An 18,317-nucleotide genomic window follows, 5' to 3' on the forward strand; every position below is an offset into this window, starting at 1 on the left:
CGGGGTTCCGTATCCCCCATCCGATCACACTCCGGCTCACTTCCGGCTCACTGCACCCTAAAGACCGGCCCACGGGCGGTGAACGGCAGACGAGCACCCTGCGGAATCAGATAGGCGTGCTCGCGCCGCACCCGAAGCACGTCGCACCAGCCGTCCGTGATGACCAGTACGGGCGCCCCCGGCGGAAAGTCGTCGGCCCGGTGCAGCAGATCGATGCCCGGCTGCAGCACGGTCCCGCCCCGCCCGTGCACCCGGACCCGCTCGGCGATCTCGGTGACCGGCAGATACCCCGCGTCGTGTGCAGCGGCATCACAGAACACGACCCGCGCCGCCGGTACGTCCCGTGCGCCGGCGTACGAGGCGATCGCGCCCAGCGCCTTCCCGAGCAGCGTCCGGTCCATTGACCCGGAGGTGTCAAGGACGACGCCGAAGGTGCAGCGGGCGATCTCCTCGGGCGGGAAGTACCGCCCCGCGCGCGGGATGTCAGGGGTGGACGACTGGCGACGCGAGGGGCGGGCGTACGACCGTACGGGCTCCGGGCGGGGCACGAACTCGTCGAACCAGCGGGCGAGTTGGGCGTCCCAGGGCAGCGGCGGATGGTTCAGCGCGCGGATCTCCTCCACCAACCCGCCGGGCAGGTACCCGCGTTCGTGCTGCTGATGCAGGTTCAGTCCCTGGCCGAGGCCGCGCCGGTAGAACTCGTCGAGGTCGACATAGTCGCGCGGCGAGCCCAGCGGAGCGCCCAGGACGTCGCAGGCGCCCTTTCCGCGCAGCGTGGACAGCCGACGCATCCGGCGCAGGTCCTGCGCGATCCGGTCGTACACCTCCTCCGCCGAGAGACCCTTCAACTCGGCGTCGTACAGCAGCCCTTCGGGCATCGTGCCGACCTCCATCTCCGCCAGCCAGCCGTTGATTACGTAGTCGCAGGCGACGTTGAAGAGGTACGGGTCGCGGGTGCCGCAGCGGTCGCCGTGGCGCAGGGCGGCGTGCAGCATCTCGTGGGCGAGGACGAACCGCCATTCCTCGTCCTCCAGTTGACGCAGCGGGTTGATGTAGATCTCGCCCGCCTCGGCGTTCACGGCGGCGACTGAGATGCCGTGGGCGTGGGCGAGTTCGAGGTCGGCGACGAGCTTGATACCGGCCGCGATCCCGCCGAGCAGCGGGTAGGAGGTGACGAACCAGGCCAACGCCTTCTCCCAGGGGCGGTGTTGGGCCGCCTCGTCGGACATGGACTCGCGTCGGCCGCCGGCCACGTCCATCGCCGTCGCCATCGTGCGGGTCAGGGCGGACGCGAAGGCGAGCTGCCAGTCGGGGACCGACGGGGCCCACTTCTCGTACGGTCCGAGCCACTGGTCGGGCTTGCTGCCCGCCGTACCGCAGTTCCCGAACGCGGCCGGGATCGAGCCCGCGCGCCGCCAGCGGGCGGCGAGCTGCTCCTCGTCGCCGTCGGGGTAGGCGCCCGGCAGGTGCTCGGGGGCGGTGCCGACCGGGAAGCCGAGCAGGAACCGGTTGACGACGACGCAGCGGGCTGCGATGTCGTAGCGGTCGGGCTGGACGCGCTCGCCCTTCGCCGCCGGAACGTGCCCGAAGCCCAGGTGGATGAGGCCGTGCGCGATCGCCCACGCCCACTCGGCCGGTTCGGCCCGCCGGGTGGAATGGGCGTGCAGCACTCCGTCGGAGTCCGTGCGCACCAGTCCGTCGACGGGCGAGAGGACACAGTCCGGGTTCCGGCAGGTGTAGAAGTGCACCGAGCCGAGCGCCGGGTTGGCGCGCACGAGGGCCAACCCGGCTTCGTACGCCTCCCTCGCGAGGTCCTTCTTCTTCGCCGCCTGCTTGCGCGCCCGGCTCAACGCCGCGCCTCCACCAGCCGGGGCATGTCCCGCGCCGCCTCGACCAGGAACCAGGCGGGCAGCAGGGGGTTGCCGTCGGCGTCCGCGGCGATGACGCTCTGCGCGACCTCCACCGAGATCTCGGCGAGCTGCACGAGCAGCGACTTGGCGCGGTACGCGGCCTCCCGCCCGTTCGGCGACATGTGCCCCTTGCTGACGGGGAGTTCCTTGACCAGGCGCCCGCGGAACGACTCGGCGAGGTAGTAGAGCAGGTCGCGGTCCTCGATGCGGTGCGGCCAGCGCGCGTCGCCCTTGATGATCGCGTCGATGCCGAACCGGCTGCGCACGATCTTGACGTACCCGCAGAACGCGGTGGCGTGCGTCGGCGTCAGCGCGCCGTGCGCGATCACCTTCAGGGTCTCCTCGTCGAGGGCGGACCCGAAGGAGTGCAGGGCGTCGGAGAGCATGTGCCAGGAGCGAGGCGTGGAGAAGGGCTCCTCGGTCTTCGGCGGCTTGGACCAGAGGTGGTCGGGCCGGTCGGTGAGGTGATCCACGACCCAGGGGTGGATGTCGTTGTTCGCGGCCCAGACCAGCCAGTCCTTCGGCGAGGCCTCCAGGTGGACGTGGGCGAGGCGGTTGACGAGGGCAGAGGCGATCGGCCGGGCGAGAGCGTTGTCCGTGGCCCGGTTGCCTGCGCCGATCACGATCGAGCCCTTCGGCAGCTCGTAGTTGCCGATACGGCGGTCGAGGATCAGCGAGTAGAACGCCTTCTGGACGTCCGGCGTGGCCGCGTTCAGCTCGTCCAGGAACAGGCAGTACGGCTCGTCCCGGGCGATGGCCTCCGGCGGACAGAACACGGACCGCCCGTCGCGGATCTGCGGGACGCCGATCAGGTCCTCCGGCGCCAACTGCGTACCGAGCAGACTCACGCACTCCAGTCCCAGCGACTCGGCGAACTCCCTTACCAGAGAGGACTTTCCGATACCGGGAGCGCCCCAGAGGAACACGGGCCGCACGGTCGCGAGACCGAGCAGCAGCTCGGGGATCCGGGCGGGAGTGACGGTCACGGCAGCCTGCACGCAATACTCCAGGGGGTTCGCAGGGAACGGAGCGCGCGACGGCGCGAGGTCCGGTACGAACAGTGTGGGTACGGAGAGGCAGGAGCGCAGCCGATTTTCCGGCGGCCCGCGCTCAGGCGGCCTGCTGGCCCGAAGGGTCCCGAGGAGCCTCCAGGGGCACCTGCGGCCCGTTGCACTCGCGCAGCCAGCGCCGCAGTACGCGGTGTATGTGCTCGGCGCCGATGAGCTCCTCCCCCTCCTCGACCGCCGCCGACAGTGCGAGTGGCGCCAGCAGAAAGGGTTCACCCTGGGCCCCGCCGAGCCCGCCGTGCGAGCCGATCTGCTCCTCGAAGGCGAGCACCTCGCCCTCGGCCGGGTCGTACCAGGAGTTGACCATGATGTCGGCGGTGTGCGGGAAGGAGTGCGTACGGCGCACCGCGCTTGCCGCGCCGGGCCCGAAGTCGGCCAGCGGACCGCCGTGTTCGTTGCCCTTTCCGTCCCGCTCGTCCAGCGCGTCCACCGGGATCTCCGCGCCGTGCGCGCCCAGCACCAGCCCGTCGTGCTCCTCGCTGGCGACGAGGACGAAGCCGACGCCGGGATGGTTGGCGAGGGTGGTGAGCAGCGCGGGATGGCGGGCGTCGATCTCCTCCCGGGTCATGCGGTGATGCACGTCCGGGAAGGAGATCAGCCCGAGGTTGCCGGAGGCGAGCACCAGCGGTTCGGAGTGGCGGCCCGGGGGCACGTGCCGCCCGCCGTTCTCCTCGACGGGCCTGCGCAGCGCGGCGCGCACGGCGGCCCGCGCCTCGGCCCCGCTGTGGGTGCGCCGCGCCCTGCGCGGCACGGGCAGTCCGCAGCCGGCCCGGACCAGGTCGGCGAGGCCGAGGCCGTACCGCCCCCGGAAGGTCTCGCCGGGACTCTGCCCGTGGTCGGAGAGGAGGACGATCCGGTACGGGCGTGGGGCGTGCTCGGCGACCTTCGCGATCAACGCGGCGCTGCGGTCGAGGCGTTGGAGGACCTTCTCGGCGTCCCGGCTGTGCGGCCCGGAGTGGTGGGCGACCTCGTCATAGGCAACCAGGTCGGCGTAGACGGCGGTGCGTCCGGCGAGCATGTCACCCATCACCGCGGCGACGACCACGTCCCGCTCGACGACGGTCGCGAAGGCGCGGATGAAGGGGTAGAGGCCGCCGCGCGCGACCCGCGGGCGCCGTTTGCGCATCCTGGCCATCGTCGACTGACCGATCTCGCGGCCCACCTCGGCGATGAAGGACAGGGCGGTACGGACGGCGTTGGCGGGGTCGGAGAAGTAGGCGAAGTAGCCCGCGCGGGAACGGTTCTCCCGGCCGCGTCGCAGCGCGGTGGACAACACGAGGGCCTGCTCGTCGGCGCCGCCGCTGAAGAGGTTGCCCCGGCTGGCCCCGTCGACGGTGAGCAGCCCTCCGTCGCCGGTGCGTTCGACGGCCCGGCGCTGGAGCTCGACGGCGCTGGCGGGCCGGTTGCAGACCATGACCTCCCCGGTGTCCTTCTCGTACCAGCGGAAGGCCGGGATGTCGTGGTTGGTGCCGTGCAGGATGCCGAGCTGGCTGGCGCCGGTCTGACTGGACCAGTCGGTGCGCCAGGGGGTGAGCCGGTGGCTGGCGCCCAGCCAGCCCGCGACGGTCGGCATGAGCCCCTTCTGCACGGCTCGCGCCAGCACGTCGTGGCCGACGCCGTCGAGCTGCAGGAACACCACGCCGGGCGTGGCGGGACCCCCGAACGGCCGTGCGGTGCCGCGTCGGTCCGCGAGGCGGTAGAGCCGTCTTCGGTAGGCGTCGTCGTCCCGTACGGCCAGTGCCGCGCCCGTCGCGGAGGCCACGGCGGACATCACCGCGGCGACCACCACCGCCGTCTCCGGGGCCGCCTCGGGGCGCTCGGCCGGGGTCAGCCGCAGGGCGACGAGCAGCAGCGCACCGTTCAGGAAGAAGACCAGCAGGCCGAGTACGAGGGCGGGCACGAGCAGCAGCAGCCTAACCAGCACCGGCCAGGCCAGGGCCGACAGCAGACCGAACGCGCCGGCACCGAAGGCCGCGGTGACCGCGATCCGGGTGGCACTGTCGCCGTCACCGGTGCGGATCTGGAAGTCCGGCAGGATGCCGGCGAGCACCAGCATCGTGAGCGTCGACACGGCCCACACCGCGACGCTCCGCCCGATCTGGCTGACGATCCGCCGCCAACGCCCCGCACCCACGTCCCGCACACCTCACGTCCCGGCCCGTCCCCGCGGCTGGCCTGTGCCCACCCTGTCACAACGGGCGGGCGGCGCCCGGTGTGCCCTGGTCAGCGGCCGTCGTACCCGGCGGTCGGCATGGACAGACGGCGGTGGACACGGGCCTTCATCTGGGCGTCGTACGACGGTTCCGCGCAGCCCACCGTCTCCACCCGCACCCCGCGCCGCGCGCACTCGGCGGTGAACTCGTCGACCGACGTCAGCGCCTGCTCCAGGACCCGCTGGCTGGGTGCCACGAAGAGGTCGAGGCCCGCCTCGACGCCGTCCCAGAGGGCGGAGTGGTCGGGGCGCAGACTCCGTACGAGCAGTTCCCGGGTGACGACGTAGCCGTGCTCGGCGGCCCAGCGGGCACACATCGCGTGCTGGCTGCGGGAGTCGACGAGGAACGGCTCCTCGTCCAGTTCCTCGAGCGGTGTCAGGCTGGCGATCGCGGTGACCCGCGGTACCGGACCGGGCAGACCGACGGCGGCGTGCACGTGTCCCATGGCGTCCCCCCTAAGCTCCGGGCTTCCCCGTTCACCTCAGGGTTTCCCCACTCGCCCCGGGTTTCCCGCCGACCCTACTCCTGCCCGTAGTCTTCGGGGAGTCGCGCGAAGGAGGCAAAGGGGTGCCGGTGGAGATCACGTGGTGGGGGCACGCCACCTGTACGGTCGAGGACTCGGGCGTACGCGTGCTCACCGACCCCTTGTTCGTGCGCCGGCTCGCCCATCTGCGCCGTCGCCGGGGCGAGTTGCCCCCGCCCGGCGCATGGAGCGCGCAGGTGGCGCTCGTCTCCCATCTGCACTCCGACCACCTCCATGTGCCCTCCCTCGCCCGACTCGCGCCGGGCGCACGCCTGATCGTGCCCCGGGGCGCACCGAAGGCGGTGCCGGCTCTGTCGCGCCGGCTGGCGCACCTGCGGATCACCGAAGTGGAACCGGGGGACCATACGAAAATCGGTGACCTGGTCGTTCGGGCCGTGTCCGCGCGCCACGACGGGCGGCGGCTGAACGTCGGACCGCAGCGGGCTCCCGCGCTCGGCTATGTGATCGAGGGCGAGGCGCGGACGTATTTCGCCGGGGACACGGGCCTGTTCGCGTCCATGGCCGAGGAGGTCGGGCCGGTCGACGCGGCGCTGCTGCCCGTGGGCGGCTGGGGGCCGTATCTCGGCGAGGGGCATCTGAACGCGGCGCGGGCGGCCGAGGCGCTGGCCCGGTTGGCGCCGCGCAGCGCGGTGCCGGTGCACTACGGCACGTACTGGCCGATCGGGATGGACGCCGTGCGCCCCCATGAGTTCCATGCGCCGGGCGAGGAGTTCGTGCGCCTCGCGGCGGTGCGCGCGCCCGCGGTCGACGTGTACCGGCTGGAGCACGGGGAGAGCGTGCGCCTGGAGGTCGCGCGGTGAACGTGGTCCTGGCCGCCGCGGCGACCTCCGGGCAGGGGTCGGCGGGGCAGGCGATCGGCTATCCGACGCTGTTCCTGCTGGTGCTGATCGGGGCACTGGTGCCGGTGGTGCCGACGGGGGCTCTGGTGAGTTCGGCGGCCGTGGTGGCCTTTCACCAGACCACGCCGCTCGGCATGGTCCTGGTGTTCGCGGTGGCCTCGCTGGCCGCGTTCCTCGGCGATGTCGCGCTGTACTGGCTGGGCCGGCGCGGGATGGACTCGAAGAACGGCTCGCGCTGGCTGGCCGCGATCCGGTCACGGGCACCCGAGGACCGTCTCGCGCAGGCCCAGAAGAAGTTGAGCGAGAACGGGGTGACGGTCCTGGTGCTGTCCCGGCTGGTGCCCGCCGGCCGCATCCCGGTGATGCTGGCCTGCCTGATGGCGAAGTGGCCGGTGCGCCGCTTCGCCCGCGGGGACGTCCCGGCCTGCCTCGCCTGGGCCGCGACGTACCAACTGATCGGCGTCCTCGGCGGTTCGCTCTTCGACGAGCCCTGGCAGGGCGTGGTGGCGGCGGTCGCGCTGACCCTGACGATCAGCGCGGCACCGAGTGTGTGGCGGCGGGTGCGCGGAATCCGCGGGACGGCCTGAGCGAGCGGGAGGGCCGGGCCGCGGGGCCCGTCGTCAACCCCCGCCGACCGCGTGAGTGGCGGGCCTGGCGCCCGCCGTGGCAGCGGCAGATGCCCGCGCAGGTGGTGAGGCCCTCGTACTGGTCGTACGCGGGTCTGTGCCCGGAACGGCGAGTCGGGGGCACCTCCCGCGCCCTGCGGCAGCGCGGGAGCACGCATGGCGTCGCCGGGCAGACGAGCATGGGCGGCAGGCCCCGAAGGGCCCGAGCCGGGACCCGCTCGGCCACGCGGCAGGCAGGACCCGCGCGCCTCCCGCCCTCGCGTCGGGCAGGCTCCGAATCTCCCGCCCGCACATCGAACAGGAACCGGCGCGCTCCCGGCCCGCCCGTCAGACAAGGTTCAGCACGCAGGCGTCGGCGCGACTGTCGCCCGTCCGTCGGGCGGGTACCGGCACCCTTCCCGCCTCCCGTCGCGTCAGACCAGCACCCGCGAACCCCCGATCGGCAGGTCCCACAGATCGTCGCGGTCCAGGCCGGCCTTCTCCCAGGCGGCCCGCACCCGGGTCAGCGGTTCGAGGACCGGCTCGGCCGACAGGACGAAGGTCGCCCAGTGCATGGGCGCCATCCGGCGCGCACCGAGGTCCACGGCGGCCTGGACCGCCTCCTCCGGGTCGCAGTGGACGTCGCTGAGCCACCACCGCGGGTTGTATGCGCCGATCGGCAGCAGGGCGAGGTCGATACCCGGGTAGCGCCGGCCGATACGGGCGAACCAGTGGCCGTATCCGGTGTCGCCCGCGAAGTAGACGCGTTGGCCGTCCAGGTCGGTGAGTACCCAGCCGCCCCAGAGCGTGCGGCAGGTGTCGGTGAGGCCGCGCTTGGACCAGTGGTGGGCCGGCACGAAGTCGAAGCGGACGCCGTGCAGTTCGGCCGTCTCCCACCAGTCCAGCTCGGTGACGTGGGTGAACCGGCGCCGCCTGAACCAGCGGCCGAGTCCGGCCGGCACGAACACCGGGGTGTCGCGCGGGAGTCGGCGCAGCGTCGGGGCGTCCAGGTGGTCGTAGTGGTTGTGGCTGATGACGACGGCGTCGACCCGCGGCAGCGCGCTCCAGGCGACGCCCACCGGGGTGATCCGGGCCGGCGTGCCCAGGATGCGGCGGGACCAGACCGGGTCGGTGAGGACGGTGAGCCCGCCGATCCTGACCACCCAACTGGCGTGCCCCGCCCAGGAGACGGCGACCGTGCGTGTGTCCACGCGGGGCAGCGGGCCGGGTTCGAAGGGCAGCCGCGGGATGTCGGCGAGGCCTTCCAGGGTCGGTCGTACCGCGCCCTCTCTGGCGAATCTGGCCATGCCGCTGAGGCCGGGCAGCGGAGCGGTCAGCCGGTCGGCGAAGGACCGGGGCCACACCCGGTGCCCGTGCAGCGGCTGAAGCACCTCGGTGGTCGTGCCGATGCTGTCGCTGAGGCTGGTGCTCGTGGTCGACTCGGACTGTTGCGTCATCGAGGAGGCTCCCGTCGCTGAGCGTCGTCACAGAGATCGTCGAAGATCGATCCCATCAGGGTCAACGCGCGTTGCACGTGTGGCAGTTCCAGTGGTTCGGGTGACATGAGCGACTGCCCCCGCTCCCCGGGCGTGTCGCCGAGCAGCGCCCCCGTGGCCAGCCGGACGCGGAGCGCCGCGAGGTCGTCCCCGAACCGGTGACCGCCCGGCGCGGGCATCCCCAGCCGGGCGGTGAGGAAGTCCTCCAGTTCCTGGGCGTCACCGACGCCGTGGGCGCCGAGCGCGGTCCGCAGCGGGCCGAGATCGACGTACAGATGGCGGCCGGCCCGAGGGGGCAGGGCCAGACAGCCGGCGGCCACGACCGCGCGGTGCGCGGCGGTCGCCACGCGCGCGTGCAGGCGTACGGCGGCGGTGAGCCGTTCGGTGACGGGCTCGGGCTCGCCGAGCGCGTAGCCGGCCGCGGCGGCGACCGGTTCGGCGATCCGGGCGCCGAGCGCGGTGAGTACATCGAGCACGCGCGCGCGTAGGGCGTCGCCGGGGGCGTTCGCGGGGAAGCGGGCGAGGGCGGCGGGCCAGCCCGGTGGCAGCAGCGCGCCGCTCAGGTCGGTGACGACGGTGACCCGGTCGGGCAGCATCTCGGCCGGGCTGAGCAGCACGGTGTCCTGCGGCCGGTGCAGGGTGTCGCGCCAGGTCTCGTCGCTGACCAGGTGCAACCCCTCCCCGGCGGCGGCCTCCACGGTCTCGTGCAGGAGTTCGGGCGGCGCCACGGTGGCCGTCGGATCGTCCGCCACGGACAGCACGAGCAGCCGTGGATCACCGCCCTCGGCGCGCACCCTCCGTACGGTCTCCAGCAGGGCGTACGGATCCGGCACGCCCCCGCACTCGGCCGGCGTGCCCACGTGGAACACGGATCCGCCCAACGCCCGTACCTGGGGCGCCCACCAGGCCGCGCAGGGCCGGGGTACCAGGACGTCGCCGCCGATCGCGGCGGTCAGCGCGTGCAGCAGCGCAGGGGCGCCGGGCGCGGCGGCCACCTGCTCGGGCTCGGCATGCAGTCCGCGCCGGGCCCAGTAGCCGCAGGCCGCGTCGAGGAGGGCGGGGCCGCCGCCGGTCGGCTGGGCATCGGGGCGGGTGGCCGCGGCGGCGAGCACGGCGGCGAGTTCGGGCAGTACGGGGAGTCCGTCGTCGGGGAACGGCGGGCCGTAGCGGACGGGGCCGTGCCCCTGGGGATCCGTCCGCCGCATGCGTACCTCCGCGCGGTTGCTGGTGTGGTGCCTGTGGCTGCATGTGGCTTCGTGTACCCACGGTCACAGGGACCCATGGGCGCCCGCTCGGGTTGCTTCCGCCGGGTACGGGCGGCGCCCGGGGTCAGCGGCGCGCGGACGTCCCCCTGCGGCGCAGTCGGTGTACGGCGGCCCCGGCCGCGCCCGCGATCAGCACTCCGCCGGCGACCAGCGCGGGCACCGAGTCGGTGAACGCACCGCCCTGACCGGCCTGTACCCCGCGCTGCACCGGGGCAGGGGTGGGCAGGGGGGCATGTGTGGGGATGGCCGTGGGGAGGTTCGTCGGGCAGGAGGACCAGTCCTGGAAGCCGCTGCTCTGGGGGGCGTCGCCGTGGGAGTCGGTGCCGCAGGTGCCGGTGCCGGTGCCGTCGCGGGTCACCGTGAACGGCGCCTTCCACGCCTTGCCCTCGGCCCCGGCCTGCCCGGGACACGTACCGTCGGCGGACCATTCGGAGGCCGGGGCGTTCGCGTTCTGGTCGCCCTCGAAGCTCCCGGCGGGCGCGATCTTCGCGGTGCCGCTGTAAGCGGGGCCGGTCACCTGGTCGTCGTTGCCGGGGACCTGCTGGAGCTGGACGGTGCCCTGCTCGAAGCCCTGGGAGTGCGCGTCGATGGACGCGGGCGGGGTCCCACCGGTCGCCTCGCAGGCCACGGAGACGGTGACGGTGCCGCCGGGGCCGACGCTGCCCGGACTGACCTCCCCGGCGGCGTCGGCGGACACGGCCGACGCGGTGGTGGCCAGAGCGGCACCGGCCAGGGCGGCGACGGACAGGACACGGGCGGTGCGGCGCATGGCTGGGCTCCTTCGAGCGGCGGCTGCGGAGCACGTCGGGTGGTGCCCCGCACCCCATGACAGCCCGCCCGGCGGCGGGGCGCGCGCCGCCGGGCCCCATTCGCGGGACGGGCACGCCCGAGCGGGTGACGATGCCCGTGTCTGTCCGTACCGGCCCGCCCCCGCTCGCCCCTGCCCGTCCCCTACGAGCGTGTTGGGGCCGTCCGGGGCGGATACGGGCGCCGTCGCGGCGCCGGATCCCGCCGACTGCCCGCTGGTGGTCTCCTGTTCCGCACCGGCGCCCGGCCGTTGCCGAAGGGGCCCCAGGACGAGCCGGTCCAGGACGGTCCGGGCGCCGGTCTAGGCGGCGTCCTTCATGACCTGGTCCCGCAGCCGGTTGCAGGAGCGGCTGATCAGGCGGGAGACGTGCATCTGGGAGATGCCCAGTTGCTCGGCGATCCGGCTCTGGGTCATGTCCCCGAAGAACCGCATGTAGAGGATGGCCCGTTCGCGCTCGGGCAGTGCGCGCAGCCGTGGCTTGACGGCCTCGCGGTCGATGACGGTGTCCAGAGCCGGGTCGGCGGCACCGAGGGCGTCGCTGAGGGAGTATCCGTCCTCACTGCCGGGCAGTTCGGCGTCGAGCGAGAGCGCGGTGAAGCTCTCCAGCGCTTCCAGGCCGACCTTGACGTCCTCCTCGCTCATGTTGGCGTGCTCGGCGATCTCGGCCACGGTGGGCCTGCGGCCCGAGATGGTCTGCGACAGGTCCTGGGCGGCGAACCGTACGCGGTTACGCAGGTCCTGGACCCGGCGCGGTACGTGCAGGGTCCACATGTGGTCACGGAAGTGGCGCTTGATCTCACCGGTGACCGTGGGGACGGCATAGCTCTCGAAGGCGTTCCCGAGTTCGGGGTCGTAGCGGTCGACGGCCTTGACCAGGCCGAGCGCGGCGACCTGGCGCAGGTCGTCCATGCTCTCGCCGCGGCTCCGGAAGCGGCCCGCGAGCCGGTCTGCCATGGGCAGCCAGGCCTCGACGATCTTCGCCCTGAGTGTGTCGCGCTGCTGACCGGGAGGAAGGGCGGTAAGCCTGCGGAACGCTTCCGTGGTGTCGGGGGCGTCGTCATGGGGGTGGCGCCTCGGACTCGTGTGAGTTCGCATGGTGCGTCGCAACTCCCTTGGAGTGCTTGGGTTGGACGGGTCCCCGTGGGAGGGCGCGTCCAATCCGGACAGACACACCCGGGTCGGCGATCCACCGCTCCCACGGACGTGCCTCCTGTCCGAAGCACTGTCACTGCGCCTGCCCCGCCGTATGCGTGCCAAACGGCCTTCGGCTGTGCCCTCTGGGACTCGGCCGGTACCACACGCTTGCGAATGCAGGTGTCGTTGCGCGGGGCGTGACCGTCCGGGCGTCATCGGCGCCGGTGGTCGATCGACTCTTCGACGTGAACGTCGGGGGTGTGCTCAACACGGTCCGTGCCGCCCTTTTGGCCCTCATCGAGAACCGTGGTCGGCTCGTACTGATCTCGTCGGTGTTCGCCTTCGTCAACGGGGCCGGCACGATCCCGTACGCGATGAGCAAGGCAGCGGGCTTTGCGATGATCAACACAGACATGATCCGGCAGAGCATCGACGAGGATCCGGCAGCCCAGGCGCTGCTCGACACCCAGCCGAGGCTCCTGCGCAAGCGGATCACCCCCGAGCAGGCGGCGGAGGCCATCGTCGAGGGTCTGTGTCGCCGGGATGTGCGGGTGTTTCGTCCGCGCAGATGGACAGTGGTCTCGAGGGTCCGCGGCATCGTCGCACCCGCCCTGGACTCCGGCCTGACGCGGGATCGCACGGTCCAGAGCATTCTCGGACGCCTCGACGCGCGAGAAGGCGGGACTTCCTGACCACCTGATGTCAGGAACAACACGGCGCCCCGGCTCTGATGTATCTCTCCCCCTTGTGATCTGGGCCGCACCGGGATGGTTGCATGACCGCCTCCGAACAAGATCTGCCGATGAGGCGCCGCTGAGGTGTGTCGGCGGCGGATCGTCGGGTACGCGGCGGGCACCCCCGAAGTCTGGAGGCTCTCATGCAACGAGGCAGCGGCCGCGTCAGCGCCCATCGCGACGACGAGATGAAACACGAGGTCCAGGGCCTGCTCAGGTCTGGCCATCCGACCCGCACCGAGGAGTGGCACGACCCGGAACCCGCCGCCGAGGACGATCCGCGGATCGCGGGCGGCCCGGTGGCTCCCGGCCGCGCGCCGGCCGGGCTGGAGACGGTGCGCTTCGAACTGGCCCGCTACCTGGGCCGTACGTCCTTCCCGGCCGGCCCGCGCGAACTGCGCGGGCTCCTGCGCGCGGGCCACGCCCCCGACACCCTGGTCGAACCACTGGAGGAGCTGCCGAGGAACGCGCGCTACACCTCCGTGCAGGAGCTCGCCGTGGCGGTCGTGAGCGGCCCGGAATCCCCGCCCGGCCCCGAGCGGGACGGGTAGGCAGCCTGAAGAAAGGACACCGAGGAAGCCATGCGTATCGCGTTTCTGACCGCCCCCGAGGGCGTCGAACAGATCGAACTCACCGAGCCCTGGCAGGCGGTGGCCGACGCGGGCGGCGAACCCGTGCTCGTGTCGACCGAGCACGGACAGGTACAGGCCTTCAACCATCTCGACAAGGCGGACTCGTTCCCCGTGGAGGAGGTGGTCGGCGAGGTACCGGCCGAGTCCTTCGACGGGCTCGTGCTGCCCGGCGGGGTGGCCAACCCGGACTTCCTGCGCACCGACGAGCGCGCCGTCGCGTTCGTCCGGGACTTCTTCGACCGGGGCCGTCCTGTCGCCGCTATCTGTCACGCCCCGTGGACCCTCGTGGAGGCGGACGTCGTCCGCGGCCGGGTGCTCACCTCGTGGCCGAGTCTGCGTACCGACATCGGCAACGCGGGCGGTGACTGGGTCGACGAGCAGGTACGGATCTGCGACCACGGACCCAACGTCCTGATCACCAGCCGCAAACCGGACGATCTGAAGGCGTTCTGCGGGGCACTCGTGGCCGAGTTCGGCAAGAAGGCCGCCTGAAGGGCCTGCCTGCTCTGAATGGCCTGCCTGACGGCCTTCGGCTGCTGGAAGAACCACAGCCGAGCCCTCGTCGCAGCGGTCGCGGCCCACCGGCCTGGGAATCTACCCCCGGTGCCCCGCTGAGCGTCACCGCTGCGGCCGGTGCCGCTGGCGGAAGCCCTCTCGCCCCCGCCAGCGGCACCGATGCTCACTCCTGTGCGCAGTCCCGGTCCCGGGCGCCCTCGCGAGTGCGGCCCGCGGCAACCGGGCGGCGCGGATGGCGGCGCAGATACTCGCCCTCCAACTGCGCCATCCGGTCGTTGTGGGCGCGCAGCGCGTCGTTCGACGCGTGCAGCAGCGTGTCGTGGCGGGTGCGGTGGATCGTCTCCAGCTCTTTCATCAGCTGCTGGTCGTCCAGCCGGCCCGGGTCGACTCCGTTCATGGTTGCACCCCACTCGTCGTCCACTCCTACGGTACCGGCCGGGTACCCGGGGCCGCACGGGCGAAGCCAGGCTCTTACCGCGCTCGCTCCACCCGTCGCTCGTCCCACACCGGCTCCGGGGTCTCACGGACCCGCCCGTCGCTGCCGAACACCAGATACCTATCGAACGAACGAGCGAACCAGCGGTCGTGTGTGACAGCGAGAACCGTTCCGTCGAACGCCTCCAGCCCCTCCTGAAGCGCCTCGGCGGACTCCAGGTCGAGGTTGTCCGTCGGCTCGTCCAGCAGCAGCGCCGTCACACCCTCGAGCTCCAGGAGCAGGATCTGGAAGCGGGCCTGCTGGCCCCCGGAGAGCCGCTCGAAGCGCTGCTCGGCCTGCGCGGTCAGCTCGTAGCGGCGCAGCCGGGACATGGCCGCGCCCCGGTCCTGCGCGTGCTCGGCCCACAGGATGTCGAGGAGCGTACGGCCGAGCAGCTCGGGATGCGCGTGCGTCTGCGCGAAGTGCCCGGGCACGACCCGCGCGCCGAGCTTCCACTCGCCCGTGTGGTTCACGGTGTCCCCGGCGAGCAGCCGCAGGAAGTGCGACTTGCCGGAGCCGTTGGAGCCGAGGACGGCGACCCGTTCGCCGTAGAAGACCTCCAGGTCGAAGGGTTTCATCAGCCCGGTGAGCTCAAGTCCCTTGCAGGTGACGGCCCTTACGCCGGTCCGGCCGCCCTTGAGCCGCATGGTGATGTCCTGCTCGCGCGGCGGCTCGGGCGGTGGCCCGGCCTCCTCGAACTTGCGCAGCCTGGTCTGCGCGGCCTGGTAGCGGGACGCCAACTCATGGCTGATGGAAGCTGCCTGACGGAGGTTCAGCACCAGCTTCTTCAGCTGGGCGTGCTTCTCGTCCCAGCGCCGGCGCAACTCCTCGAAGCGCGCGAACCGTTCACGCCGCGCCTCGTGATAGGTGGCGAAGCCGGCACCGTGCACCCAGGCGTCGGCGCCGGCCGGACCGGGTTCGACGGACACGATCTTCTGGGCGGAACGGGAGAGCAACTCCCGGTCGTGGGACACGAACAGAACGGTCTTCCGGGTCTCCGCGAGCCGTTCCTCCAGCCATCGCTTGCCGGGTACGTCGAGGTAGTTGTCGGGCTCGTCGAGCAGCAGCACCTCGTCCGTGCCGCGCAGCAGCGCCTCCAGCACCAGCCGCTTCTGCTCACCACCGGACAGGGTGCTCACCAGTCGCCACTGTGCCTTCTCGTACGGCACCCCGAGCGCAGCCGTGGTGCACATGTCCCACAGCGTCTCGGCCTCGTAGCCGTGTGCCTCGGCCCAGTCGGAGAGCGCCTGGGCGTACTGGAGCTGGGCCGCCTCGTCGTCGACGGTCAGCATGCCGTGCTCGGCGAGGTCGACCGCCTTGGCGGCCTCCTGGATCCGGGGCGTGGCGACCGACACGAGCAGGTCCCGTACGGTCGTCTCGTCCCGTACGGAGCCCACGAACTGGCGCATCACGCCGAGCCCGCCGCTCACGGTGACGGTTCCGCCGTGCGGTTTCAGCTCGCCGGAGATCAGCCGCAGCAGGGTCGTCTTCCCTGCGCCGTTGGGCCCCACGAGGGCGACGACGGCCCCTTCGCCCACCCGGAACGACACATCGCCGAGCAGCGCCCTCCCGTCGGGAAGGTAGTACTCAAGGTGCGCTGCTTCGAGGTGTCCCATGAGGACGCATTCTGCGGGCCGACCACGACCCCGGGCAAACCCATAAACACACACCCGAGCGGGCCGGGGCGGCGACGCGCACCTGACTAACCGTGCAGCGCCTCTCCCGCCGGCCCGCTGCCCGTACCCGGCCCGGCCGCCTCGACGACCGCGCCCGCCCAGGACACCGCCTTCCAGCCGTCCGCCGGTGAGCCCTCCAGGATCACCACACCGGTGTTGTCGAGCCGGTGCTCGGCGGCGAAGGGAATGTCGACGTTGACCGCGCGGGCCGCCGCCCACATCCGGATCACGGCGCCGTGGCTGACCATGGCGACCGTGCCGGCACCGCTGCCGGCGGCCTCCGCGACGACCGCGTCGAACCGCCCGAGGGCCTCGACCCCGTTCTCCCCGCCCGGCATCCGCAGCTCCGTGTCACCGGCCGCCCACGCGAACAGGGTGGTCATGTACGTGTGCGCCGCCTCGGGGTCGCCCCGCATCTCCAGGTCTCCGGCGGCCACTTCACGGATCCCGTCCCGCACCGGTACGTCGAGGCCACGCGCCCCGGCCAGCGGAGCGGCGGTCAGCTGCGTACGGATCAGTGTGGAGGCGTACAGCACGTCGATGGCCTCGCCCGCGAGTGCCTCCGGCAGCTCGGCGGCCTGCCGCTCTCCCAGCTCGGTCAGTCCGGGCCCCGGAACCGCGGTGTCCAGCAGGTACTTCACGTTCGACGGGGTCTGACCGTGCCGGATGAGCAGCAGACGCATACGGATTCCCTCTCGCCCTACGACGTGCGACGAGCCCCGTGACCTGTCCGACAAGACAAAAAGGCTCACTTCAGGGTACCCAGGGCGTCATGACCGCAGACATCGACCTCACTGTTCCGCAGCTCGGCAGCCACGCCCTGCGCGAGAAACTGCTGAATCTCGACTTCCGGCTGTTCGAGACCGCCGCCACCCGGCACTGGCCGGGCGCCGAGCGCGTTCTGCCCAGGCTGAGCCGCAGCGCGAACCACGGCGTCCTGTGGTTCGCGACGGCCGCCGCCCTGGCGGCCACCGGCAGCCCCCGGGCCCGCCGGGCCGCCGTGCGGGGCCTCGCCTCCCTCGCCGTGGCCTCGGCGACGATCAACACCGTCGGCAAGCGCTCGGTACGCCGCCCCCGCCCCGTCCTGGACCCCGTACCGCTGGTCAGGCAGCTCAAGCGGCAGCCGATCACGACGTCGTTCCCGTCCGGTCACGCCGCGTCGGCGGCCGCCTTCGCGACTGGTGTCGCCCTGGAGTCCCGGGGTCTGGGGGCAGTGGTGGCGCCGCTCGCCTTCTCGGTGGCGATGTCCCGGGTCTACACCGGCGTCCACTTCCCCAGTGACGTGCTCGCCGGCGCGGCCCTGGGCGCGGGCGCCGCGTTCGCCGTACGGGAGCTCCTGCCGATCCGCGACCAGTACGTGTCCCCGGCCGGGCCGCACGCGACGGCCCCGGCGCTGCCCGACGGCGAGGGTCTGGTCCTGGTGGCGAACACGGCGGCGGGCACCGCGGACCGGGTCCGCGCCCTGGAGATCGCGCTGCCGATGGCGGAGATCGTGGAGTGCGCACCGGAGGATCTGCCGGGCGAGCTGGAGAAGGCGGCGGCCCGCTGCCAGGTGCTCGGCGTGTGCGGCGGCGACGGCACGGTGAACACGGCCGCCGAGATCGCCCTGCGCCACGGACGGCCGCTCGCGGTGCTGCCCGGCGGGACGCTCAACCACTTCGCGCTCGACCTGGGCATCGAGAACGCCCGGGATGTCGGCCGGGCAGTTCGGCAGGGCGAGGCGGTGCGCGTGGACGTGGGCCGGTTCCGGTCCGGGGACCAGGAGGGCGTCTTCCTCAACACATGCAGCCTGGGCGTCTATCCGGAGCTGGTGCGTGAACGGGAGCGCTGGTCCGACCGGATCGGCGGCTGGCCGGCCGGGGTGGTCGCGGCGGCACGTGTCCTGCGCGCCGACCGTCATCCCCTGGAGGCTCAACTCCGGGGCGGGCGCCGCCCGTTGTGGCTGCTGTTCGCGGGCAACGGCACCTACCACCGGCTGGGCCTCGTGCCGGCCCGGCGGCTCGACCTGGCGGACGGACGGCTCGACGTACGGGTGGTGCACGGCGGTCGCGGACCCGCGCTGCGCCTCCTGGCGGCGGCCGTGGCGGGCCCGCTGACCCGCTCCCCCGCCCACGCGGGCGTCCTGGTCCACCGTCTCCACGTGGACGACGTGGCGCCGGGCACCCTCCTCGCGTACGACGGCGAAGTCACGGAGGTGGCGGGCGCGGTGACCCTCGAAAAGCTCCCCGAGGCACTGACGGTCTACCGCCCGCTCGGCCGGAACTGACCACGCCCGCCACGCCCTGCCCCCACCTCGCCTCCACCTTGTCCATATCCCAAGACGCGGGTCTCATTATTCGGCACAACTGCGTACGGTGATGAGCGAGTCGTTCGAAGCTGGTCGTTCGAAGCTGGTCGTTCGAG

Annotated in this window: 17 protein-coding genes; 6 read left to right on the forward strand and 11 right to left on the reverse strand. The window is 72.5% G+C overall.

Annotated features, from left to right (window positions below; genetic code table 11):
• Positions 1 to 47: 47 nt before the first annotated feature.
• The 4 genes from OG734_RS07485 to OG734_RS07500 all read right to left on the reverse strand — a co-directional run bounded on the left by OG734_RS07485 (position 48) and on the right by OG734_RS07500 (position 5,635).
• Positions 48 to 1,850 carry a vWA domain-containing protein gene (locus tag OG734_RS07485; protein ID WP_330286678.1) on the reverse strand — a complete coding sequence of 601 codons (1,803 nt, stop codon included), beginning with the start codon at positions 1,848 to 1,850 and terminating at the stop codon, positions 48 to 50.
• Positions 1,847 to 2,908 (reverse strand): ATP-binding protein, encoded by a 1,062-nt coding sequence (locus OG734_RS07490; protein WP_330286679.1) that lies wholly within the window; start codon positions 2,906 to 2,908, stop codon positions 1,847 to 1,849. The genes OG734_RS07485 and OG734_RS07490 overlap by 4 nt, the downstream gene beginning before the upstream one ends.
• 112 nt (positions 2,909 to 3,020) lie before the next feature.
• Positions 3,021 to 5,120, reverse strand: a complete 2,100-nt coding sequence (locus tag OG734_RS07495; protein WP_330286680.1) for a phage holin family protein — start codon at positions 5,118 to 5,120, stop codon at positions 3,021 to 3,023.
• A gap of 80 nt (positions 5,121 to 5,200) precedes the next feature.
• Complete coding sequence (locus OG734_RS07500; RefSeq protein WP_330286681.1) at positions 5,201 to 5,635, reverse strand: hypothetical protein; 435 nt, start codon at positions 5,633 to 5,635, stop codon at positions 5,201 to 5,203.
• A 122-nt stretch (positions 5,636 to 5,757) separates the two neighbouring features.
• Here OG734_RS07500 and OG734_RS07505 point away from each other — a divergent pair, with 122 nt between their 5' ends.
• Together OG734_RS07505 and OG734_RS07510 are read left to right on the forward strand one after the other, a co-directional pair.
• Positions 5,758 to 6,534 carry an MBL fold metallo-hydrolase gene (locus OG734_RS07505; protein ID WP_330286682.1) on the forward strand — a complete coding sequence of 259 codons (777 nt, stop codon included), beginning with the start codon at positions 5,758 to 5,760 and terminating at the stop codon, positions 6,532 to 6,534.
• A 2-nt stretch (positions 6,535 to 6,536) separates the two neighbouring features.
• Positions 6,537 to 7,160 (forward strand): DedA family protein, encoded by a 624-nt coding sequence (locus OG734_RS07510; RefSeq protein ID WP_330293595.1) that lies wholly within the window; start codon positions 6,537 to 6,539, stop codon positions 7,158 to 7,160.
• A gap of 452 nt (positions 7,161 to 7,612) precedes the next feature.
• Here the strand turns inward: OG734_RS07510 and OG734_RS07515 are convergent, their stop codons facing one another.
• The 4 genes from OG734_RS07515 to OG734_RS07530 form a co-directional block, all read right to left on the reverse strand.
• Complete coding sequence (locus OG734_RS07515; protein ID WP_330286683.1) at positions 7,613 to 8,635, reverse strand: MBL fold metallo-hydrolase; 1,023 nt, start codon at positions 8,633 to 8,635, stop codon at positions 7,613 to 7,615.
• On the reverse strand, positions 8,632 to 9,879 hold the full coding sequence (locus tag OG734_RS07520; RefSeq protein WP_330286684.1) for an aminotransferase class I/II-fold pyridoxal phosphate-dependent enzyme: 1,248 nt from the start codon (positions 9,877 to 9,879) through the stop codon (positions 8,632 to 8,634). Before OG734_RS07520 ends, OG734_RS07515 begins: the two co-directional genes overlap by 4 nt.
• Before the next feature lie 124 nt (positions 9,880 to 10,003).
• Positions 10,004 to 10,708, reverse strand: a complete 705-nt coding sequence (locus tag OG734_RS07525; protein ID WP_330286685.1) for a hypothetical protein — start codon at positions 10,706 to 10,708, stop codon at positions 10,004 to 10,006.
• A 339-nt stretch (positions 10,709 to 11,047) separates the two neighbouring features.
• Positions 11,048 to 11,842, reverse strand: coding sequence for an RNA polymerase sigma factor SigF (locus tag OG734_RS07530; protein WP_330286686.1), 795 nt, complete (start codon positions 11,840 to 11,842; stop codon positions 11,048 to 11,050).
• Between the two features lie 155 nt (positions 11,843 to 11,997).
• Here OG734_RS07530 and OG734_RS07535 point away from each other — a divergent pair, with 155 nt between their 5' ends.
• The 3 genes from OG734_RS07535 (at position 11,998) to OG734_RS07545 (ending at position 13,739) form a co-directional block, all read left to right on the forward strand.
• Positions 11,998 to 12,573, forward strand: coding sequence for an SDR family NAD(P)-dependent oxidoreductase (locus OG734_RS07535; RefSeq protein WP_330286687.1), 576 nt, complete (start codon positions 11,998 to 12,000; stop codon positions 12,571 to 12,573).
• A 185-nt stretch (positions 12,574 to 12,758) separates the two neighbouring features.
• Complete coding sequence (locus OG734_RS07540) at positions 12,759 to 13,166, forward strand: DUF2795 domain-containing protein (RefSeq protein WP_330286688.1); 408 nt, start codon at positions 12,759 to 12,761, stop codon at positions 13,164 to 13,166.
• Between the two features lie 30 nt (positions 13,167 to 13,196).
• Complete coding sequence (locus OG734_RS07545) at positions 13,197 to 13,739, forward strand: type 1 glutamine amidotransferase domain-containing protein (RefSeq protein ID WP_330286689.1); 543 nt, start codon at positions 13,197 to 13,199, stop codon at positions 13,737 to 13,739.
• A gap of 187 nt (positions 13,740 to 13,926) precedes the next feature.
• On the opposite strand, the gene OG734_RS07550 is transcribed toward OG734_RS07545, so the two are convergent.
• The 3 genes from OG734_RS07550 to OG734_RS07560 form a co-directional block, all read right to left on the reverse strand.
• Complete coding sequence (locus tag OG734_RS07550) at positions 13,927 to 14,160, reverse strand: DUF6158 family protein (RefSeq protein ID WP_330286690.1); 234 nt, start codon at positions 14,158 to 14,160, stop codon at positions 13,927 to 13,929.
• A 74-nt stretch (positions 14,161 to 14,234) separates the two neighbouring features.
• Positions 14,235 to 15,854 (reverse strand): ABC-F family ATP-binding cassette domain-containing protein, encoded by a 1,620-nt coding sequence (locus OG734_RS07555; protein WP_330286691.1) that lies wholly within the window; start codon positions 15,852 to 15,854, stop codon positions 14,235 to 14,237.
• Between the two features lie 86 nt (positions 15,855 to 15,940).
• Positions 15,941 to 16,597, reverse strand: a complete 657-nt coding sequence (locus OG734_RS07560) for a histidine phosphatase family protein (protein WP_330286692.1) — start codon at positions 16,595 to 16,597, stop codon at positions 15,941 to 15,943.
• Positions 16,598 to 16,686: 89 nt separating this feature from the next.
• Here OG734_RS07560 and OG734_RS07565 point away from each other — a divergent pair, with 89 nt between their 5' ends.
• Positions 16,687 to 18,180 carry a bifunctional phosphatase PAP2/diacylglycerol kinase family protein gene (locus OG734_RS07565; protein WP_330286693.1) on the forward strand — a complete coding sequence of 498 codons (1,494 nt, stop codon included), beginning with the start codon at positions 16,687 to 16,689 and terminating at the stop codon, positions 18,178 to 18,180.
• Positions 18,181 to 18,317: the final 137 nt, after the last annotated feature.

The organism is Streptomyces sp. NBC_00576, from assembly GCF_036345175.1.
Lineage (GTDB): Bacteria > Actinomycetota > Actinomycetes > Streptomycetales > Streptomycetaceae > Streptomyces.

Bases quoted from the DNA above. Each gene is read 5' to 3' on its own strand.
- OG734_RS07540 (WP_330286688.1), top strand. From the start codon at position 12,759: ATGCAACGAGGCAGCGGCCGCGTCAGCGCCCATCGCGACGACGAGATG.
- OG734_RS07525 (WP_330286685.1), bottom strand. From the start codon at position 10,708: ATGCGCCGCACCGCCCGTGTCCTGTCCGTCGCCGCCCTGGCCGGTGCC.
- OG734_RS07560 (WP_330286692.1), bottom strand. From the start codon at position 16,597: ATGCGTCTGCTGCTCATCCGGCACGGTCAGACCCCGTCGAACGTGAAG.
- OG734_RS07515 (WP_330286683.1), bottom strand. From the start codon at position 8,635: ATGACGCAACAGTCCGAGTCGACCACGAGCACCAGCCTCAGCGACAGC.
- OG734_RS07550 (WP_330286690.1), bottom strand. From the start codon at position 14,160: ATGAACGGAGTCGACCCGGGCCGGCTGGACGACCAGCAGCTGATGAAA.
- OG734_RS07530 (WP_330286686.1), bottom strand. From the start codon at position 11,842: ATGCGAACTCACACGAGTCCGAGGCGCCACCCCCATGACGACGCCCCC.
- OG734_RS07555 (WP_330286691.1), bottom strand. From the start codon at position 15,854: ATGGGACACCTCGAAGCAGCGCACCTTGAGTACTACCTTCCCGACGGG.
- OG734_RS07565 (WP_330286693.1), top strand. From the start codon at position 16,687: ATGACCGCAGACATCGACCTCACTGTTCCGCAGCTCGGCAGCCACGCC.
- OG734_RS07500 (WP_330286681.1), bottom strand. From the start codon at position 5,635: ATGGGACACGTGCACGCCGCCGTCGGTCTGCCCGGTCCGGTACCGCGG.
- OG734_RS07545 (WP_330286689.1), top strand. From the start codon at position 13,197: ATGCGTATCGCGTTTCTGACCGCCCCCGAGGGCGTCGAACAGATCGAA.
- OG734_RS07520 (WP_330286684.1), bottom strand. From the start codon at position 9,879: ATGCGGCGGACGGATCCCCAGGGGCACGGCCCCGTCCGCTACGGCCCG.